The sequence below is a fragment of the Actinoplanes sp. NPDC026623 genome, from assembly GCF_040638275.1.
GTDB lineage: Bacteria > Actinomycetota > Actinomycetes > Mycobacteriales > Micromonosporaceae > Actinoplanes.
The window spans coordinates 1-5,913 of sequence record NZ_JBEZXZ010000326.1 but is presented as its reverse complement, the minus strand read 5'-3'; the positions used below and the strand labels follow the sequence as shown (position 1 = coordinate 5,913).

At 72.0% G+C, this 5,913-nt stretch carries 5 protein-coding genes and 1 pseudogene; all 6 read right to left on the bottom strand.

Going from position 1 to position 5,913, the window contains the following annotated elements:
- Positions 1–151 precede the first annotated feature (151 nt).
- Positions 152–2,593, bottom strand: a complete 2,442-nt coding sequence (locus AB0F10_RS43660) for a glycosyl hydrolase family 28-related protein (RefSeq protein WP_360640018.1) — start codon at positions 2,591–2,593, stop codon at positions 152–154.
- Positions 2,594–2,774: 181 nt separating this feature from the next.
- Positions 2,775–3,572 carry an ABC transporter permease subunit gene (locus AB0F10_RS43655; protein WP_360640015.1) on the bottom strand — a complete coding sequence of 266 codons (798 nt, stop codon included), beginning with the start codon at positions 3,570–3,572 and terminating at the stop codon, positions 2,775–2,777.
- Positions 3,559–4,296, bottom strand: coding sequence for an ATP-binding cassette domain-containing protein (locus AB0F10_RS43650; RefSeq protein ID WP_360640012.1), 738 nt, complete (start codon positions 4,294–4,296; stop codon positions 3,559–3,561). Before AB0F10_RS43650 ends, AB0F10_RS43655 begins: the two co-directional genes overlap by 14 nt.
- A gap of 72 nt (positions 4,297–4,368) precedes the next feature.
- Entirely contained in the window at positions 4,369–5,220 is an 852-nt protein-coding gene (locus tag AB0F10_RS43645; RefSeq protein WP_360640009.1) for a hypothetical protein, read from the bottom strand.
- On the bottom strand, positions 5,217–5,531 hold the full coding sequence (locus tag AB0F10_RS43640; RefSeq protein ID WP_360640006.1) for a PadR family transcriptional regulator: 315 nt from the start codon (positions 5,529–5,531) through the stop codon (positions 5,217–5,219). Before AB0F10_RS43640 ends, AB0F10_RS43645 begins: the two co-directional genes overlap by 4 nt.
- Before the next feature lie 144 nt (positions 5,532–5,675).
- A pseudogene (locus AB0F10_RS43635) lies at positions 5,676–5,913 on the bottom strand (TIGR03086 family protein); the annotation flags it as partial.

The following is a 5,913-nucleotide window of genomic DNA, read 5'->3' as shown; positions in this document are numbered from 1 at the left end:
GCCGGGAGGCGCTGCCCCGGCTCGACCTGTCCCGGGTCGGCGGGGGGTTGTTGGGGGCCCCCCCCGGGGCCCGGTAGGGGGGGTGCGTGGGCGCCCGGGGGCCGGGGGGCCGGGGGGGGCCCGGCCCCCGATCGCCGGTGTGGCCGCGTGGTCAGGGTGCCTTGACCGCGGAGATCGAACCGAACTCGCCGCCCTGGCGGTACGCCAGCACGTGGTACGTGGCGCCGGCCGGAGCGCCCGCGGTGACGAACTGCTCGGTGTTGGTGCCGGCCACCAGGCCGATCCGGTCCACCAGGTGCACGTCGTCCTTGAGGGTGTTGTCCACCGAGACGAAGACCCGCGCGTAGACGGCGTTCGCCGGCGCGGCCGACGTGAACGAGCTGGTGATCCAGTTGTCGGCGGTCTCCTTCGAGTTGGTGTTCCCGGTCGCCAGGCGGCTGATCCGGACCTTGGCCGCGTCGTAGTACTCGATGCCGGTCCGGGCCCGGTTGAACGCCCCGGCCAGCGCCTGGTAGGACGCGGTCGTCGTGTACTGCTGGTTCGGGGTCACCGGGACGTAGTCCACGCCGGCCGCGCCGATCGAGCCGGCCGCGGTGGCCTTCAGCGACAGCGACGCGGTGCCGACCGCGCCGGCCGCGGCGTACCGGCCGAGCGAGGTGGTGGAGACGACGTTGTAGACCGTGTTCACCGGCACGTCCGCCTCGAGGCTGAACGCGTTGGCGGAGAGCAGGTTGCCCGGGACGACGGCGCTGCCGGTCGGCAGGTCGGCGACCTGCTCCCCGTCGCGGAACACCTTGTAGCCGGCGACCGGCACGCCGGCCTGCACGTAGCTCTCGTCCCAGGTGACGGTGCCGTTGGCCACGGCGAGGCCGGTCGGCGCGTACGGGACGGCGACGCCGTTGCGGTTCAGGTAGCCCAGCACGCCGGTGGCGGTGTTGGCCTCCCCGTTCGGGCCGGTCAGCACGGTGTTGGTGATCGTGCTCTTGGCGCTCCGGGCGCCGAGCTGGACACCGAACCAGGTGGTGTGCCTCGGGTGCTCGGCGTCCAGCTGGTCGGCGACCGAGTTGCCGTAGATCTTGTCGCCGTTGCCGATGCCGATCACGACGCCGCTGGTCTCGTACGTGCCGCCGCCGGTGCTGTACTCGTACGAGCCGCTCGCGCCGGCGTTGACGACCGTGTTGCCGGTGATCGTGTCGGCCGCGGTCTTGACCTGGTTGCGCAGGCCGGCGACGACGACTCCGGACTCCGCCGGCCGGATGATGGTGTTGCCGGAGACCACGTTGGCGCCGCCCGGGCGCAGGTAGTGGTTCTGGCCCTCGGTGCTGATCGTGTCCCAGGTGCCGGGGGTGCCCCAGACCACCTTGTTCGGGTCGGTGGGGAACGCCGGGTCCGGAGTCGAGTAGTCGTCGTAGACGATCGTGACGCCCGGGCCGAACGAGTCGATGATCTGGTTGCCGGAGATCACCGAGGCGCGCGGGTTGGTGATGTCCTTGTTGCTGCCGACGTGGTCGTACTTGCCGTTCGACTGAAGCTGGATGTGCGCGCCGTACAGCAGGTTGTCGGCGATGGTCGCCTCCGGGACGCCCTCCATGTAGATCGTGCCGTAATCACCCATCCCGCGGGCGGCCGCGACGGCCCGGTCGGTGTAGATCGTGTTGTAACGGATCGTCGGCCGGATCGCGTTGGTGAAGTCCATGCCGTTGCCGCGGATGGTCCGGTCGAACTGGTTGTGTTCGATGAGGACGTTCTCGTTGCGGCCGCCGCCGCCGATGTTGTCCTCGTCGCCGGACTCGGCGCCGCCCCAGTTGTCGAACCGGTTGTCGACGATCTGTACGTCCTTGGCGTTGTGGATCCAGAGCTTGAAATACTCGACGTTGGTGATGCGGACCTGCCGCACCGTCCAGCCGTCGCCGACGCTGACGCCGCCGGCGGTGTTGGTGTTGGTCCCCGGCACGGTGCTGAGGAAGTCGCAGGGCTCGGCGGGGCTAGCCGGCAGGTCCGCCGGCACCGGTGCGCCGGCGCCGGCGCGGCAGTCGCCGTTCACCGTGAGGTCGGAGACCGTCTGGGTGCTGCCGGCCGACTTGACGTCGTTGTGCCGGACGATGGTGCTGTAGGACCAGTTGGACGCGATCCTCGGGTCGGCCCGCAGCACCGTGGCGGTGATGCCGGCGCCCCGCAGGCTGACGTACGGGGGCAGCCGCAGACCCTTGTTGATCAGGTACTCGCCGGCGGGCACGAACACGGTCATCGGCGTCGGGCCGGTGAGCACCTTGCCGTCCTTGTCCAGGCCGGTGCGGATCCGGGCGGCGTCGATCAGGCCCTGCAGCGCCTTGTAGTTCGCGGCGCTGTCGGCGACCGGCGCCGGGGCGACGAGGCAGTTCGGGTCGGCGGCGCACTCCTGCACCGTCAGCGCGGCCGGGCTGACGGTCGCGGCCAGCGAGTAACCACCTGCGGCCGGCGCCTCGGCGGCCTGCGCCGAGGTCGCCAGCATCGGGATCGCGATCAGCGGCAGCAGCGCGGCGGCGACGATCCGGCGGGCGGCGCGGACCCGCTCGTGGCGGGCCGGGTCAACTGGTTCCGGGAGGAACGACATCCGAGAAAACTCCCTGGTCGGGGTCTGGGTCGGGACGGCAGGACGCCGCCTCGGACCTCCCTTCGGCCCGGAACCTCAAGCCGGGCTCCAGCGCGACTCAGGAACCGCTCGCCCCGCTTCCGGGCATCCGCCGACGACCCGGCCGGTGCGCCTGGGTCTCCCCCATCGGCCCGCCCGTGGATCAGGCGGCCGGGTCGCGGTGACGCAGGATGAGCCAGCCGGCCGTCGTGCAGAGGACCGTGGTGGCCAGTTGAACGCCTGCGCCGAGGGCCAGATCGGGGGCGCCGGCCGGGTCGAACAGGCCGATCCAGTTCTGCCAGTAGTGCACCGGCAGGACGGCTGCGACGGCGTGGAGGGCGTGCTGGCCATTGATGATGCTCGCGACCACCACGAAGCCGACGGCGATGGCCAGCGCTTCGGCGCCGCGGGGCAGCAACAGGCCCAGGGTGAAGGCGATGGCGGCCATGGCGAGCATGCACAGCAGCGTGTATCCGGTGGCGGCCAGCACACGACCGGTCGCTTCACCGGTGGTCAGCGGGGCCGCACCGATGATGTGGAACGGGTGCCAGCCGAACACGACGGTGCCTGCGGCAAAACCGGCGACCATGACGACGACAACGGCGATCAGGGTCGCCAGTGCCGTGGCAGCGAGCTTGGCGGCCAGCAGGCGCTCGCGGGTGACCGGGGCGACGTAGAGGTAGCGCAGCACGCCCCAGTCCCGGTCGGCCGAGGCGATCGCGCAGGCCAGTAGCGCGACGACGATCGGCAGCAGCAGCGGCGCCATGAATTCCAGGCTCGCCATCGCGTGGTTGGCCGCGGAGTAGGGCGAGGCGCCGAACAGGCCGCTCTCATTACCGTTGCGCTGCCCGGGCTGAGCTGCGAGCGGAATGGCCGCGGCGACCGGCACGCCGGCGAGGCAGGCCAGCGCGATCAACGTACGTACCCGAACCAGCTGGGTGGTGAGCTCAAAGCGCAGCATCGTGATATCCGTCCGTCATGGCCAGGTAGGCGTCCTCGAGCGATGCGTGGGCGCCGACCAGATCGCCGAGCGGTCCCGCGGCCGCGAGACGGCCGTGGTTCAACACCACCGCGTGGGTGGCAAGTTGCTGCACCTCGGCGAGCTGGTGGCTGGAGATCAGCACGGTGGCCCCGGCGGCGGAACGGTCTGCCAGATGGCGACGCAGGGCGCGGACCTCAGCCGGGTCGAGGCCGTTGGCCGGCTCGTCGAGCACCAGCACGTCGGGCCGGCGCATGAACGCGGCGGCGAGCATGAGCCGCTGCCGCATGCCCATCGAGTAGCCCTTCACCCGGCGCCCGATCGCCGCGCCGAGACCGGCGAGGTCCAGCGCCTCGTCAAGACCCGGCGGCGGCCACGCTCGTCCGCCGGCCGACCACAGCAGCCGAAGGTTGGCTGTGCCGCTCAGGTGCGGCACGAACGCCGGGCCATCGATGAGCACGCCGACCCGCCGCAACACCGGCGCGCCCAGCCTCACGGGCGTGCCGGCGATGCTCGCGGTGCCGGAATCGGGGGTGGACAGCCCGACGAGCATCCGCATGGCGGAAGTCTTCCCGGCGCCGTTCGGACCGAGCAGAGCGCAGATCTCGCCTTCGCGGACCTGGAAGCTGAGCCGGTCGACCGCCAGGTGGCGGCGGTAGCGCTTGGCGAGGCCCTCGGCCTGGATCGTCACCGTTGGTGCGGGCATGCGGCATCGCCCTTTCTCAGCAGAACGCCGGAAGGCCGGGAGGTCGGTAAGTCGCAGGAGGCCTGTCCCGGATCAGGCGCCGGGCAGGCGTGGCCGCCAGGAGGCGGTCAGGTGACGCCGCGCGGCGACCCCGCTGAGCACGCTCGCGGCGCACAGGGCGATCAGAACCGCGATCCAGCTCGACACGAAGGAGGTGGCCATCAGGCCCTGATCGCCGTCGAAGGCGGCGGCGTCGGCCAGGCGTACGCGAAGACCCCAGACCAGCACGGCGATGGTCGCGCCGACCATCCCCGCCGCCATCGCCGTCACGGTCACCGGCCGCAGCCGGCCCGGTCCGGCGACCGGAACCCGCTGCAGAACCCGTGTCGCAGCCCACGCCGTCGCGGCCAGGACGCCGAGCCCGGCGGCCACGATCATCGCGAACGCGGCGACGTTCGGCCCCGAGTGCACTGCGTGACCGGCGGCCGTGGCGACGGCGATCCGCACCACCCCATACCAGAGCGCAGCCGCCGCGACCGGGACCGCGACGTATTTCCATGCCCCGTCGGCGCGGCCGCGGAACAGAACGACGGCGGCCGGCGCCGCCGCGACGGCCAGCGCCAGCAGCGCCACCGCTGAGGCGATCACCATCACGGTGTGTGCGGTCGCGGCGATGCCCGGGAAGTCCTCGGCAAGCTTCGCGAAGCCGATCCCGGCCGCCGTGAACAACGCGGCCGACCAGACGGGCAACGCGAGCGGTGAACGTTCGGACATCAGCGCACCTCTGGCTCGGGCGGCCCCCAGCAGCGAATCGACCACGAGCCGGGGCCGGCGATGGACCTGCATGTCATGGAGCAGCTGGGCGTATTCCTCGCCGTATCGGTGCCGCCACTGCGGCGGATAGCAGCCGACCAGCGCCCGCACCACGCGGGGATCGCCGCTCATGCCGGCCTCACCTGCAGGCGGTCCAGGCTGAGGGTGGCGAGCCGTCGCATCCGTTGCGCCTGCCCGGCAAGTTCGGCTGCCCCGGCCGCGGTCAACCGGTATGGCCGGCGCCGCCCGTCAGCCGGCAACCCTTCGACCAGCCCGCGCTCCTCCAGCCGTTGCAGAGCCGCGTACAACGTTCCCGGGCCCAGCGTCACGCCGGCCTGTTCGGCGATGTCCATGGTGATCGCATAGCCGTGCTTCGGGCCCTCCGCGAGGCTCGTCAGAACCAACAGCCCCGGCTCGGCCCACCGGCCCAGTTCCTCGCCCACACTTCCTCCGTCATCCGCTATATCGCCCAACGTACTACGCGCGGCGAAGTAGCGCCAGCCCTCGTTCTTCGGCGTTCATGCGATGGAAGGTGCCAGGGTGCCGTCGTCGCCCGTCGCCGGTGGAGAAACTCGGCCCACCGACGCTCAGGCCGCCGGGGTCCAGTGCGGGTCGCGGCCCAGGTAGCGGAGCAGTTGCGCCGGGGCGCCCTCGGCGCCGGACGGCTCCAGCGCGGCGGCGTAGACGCCGTACCGGCGCAGCGGCTCGACGATCGCGTGGGCCACCGGCAGCAGCCCCGCGGCGAGGTCCTCGTCGAGCGGTGACGGCCGCCCGGTGGCGACGGCGATGTCCCAGGCGTGCACGGCGGCGTCGAGCGCGGCGGCG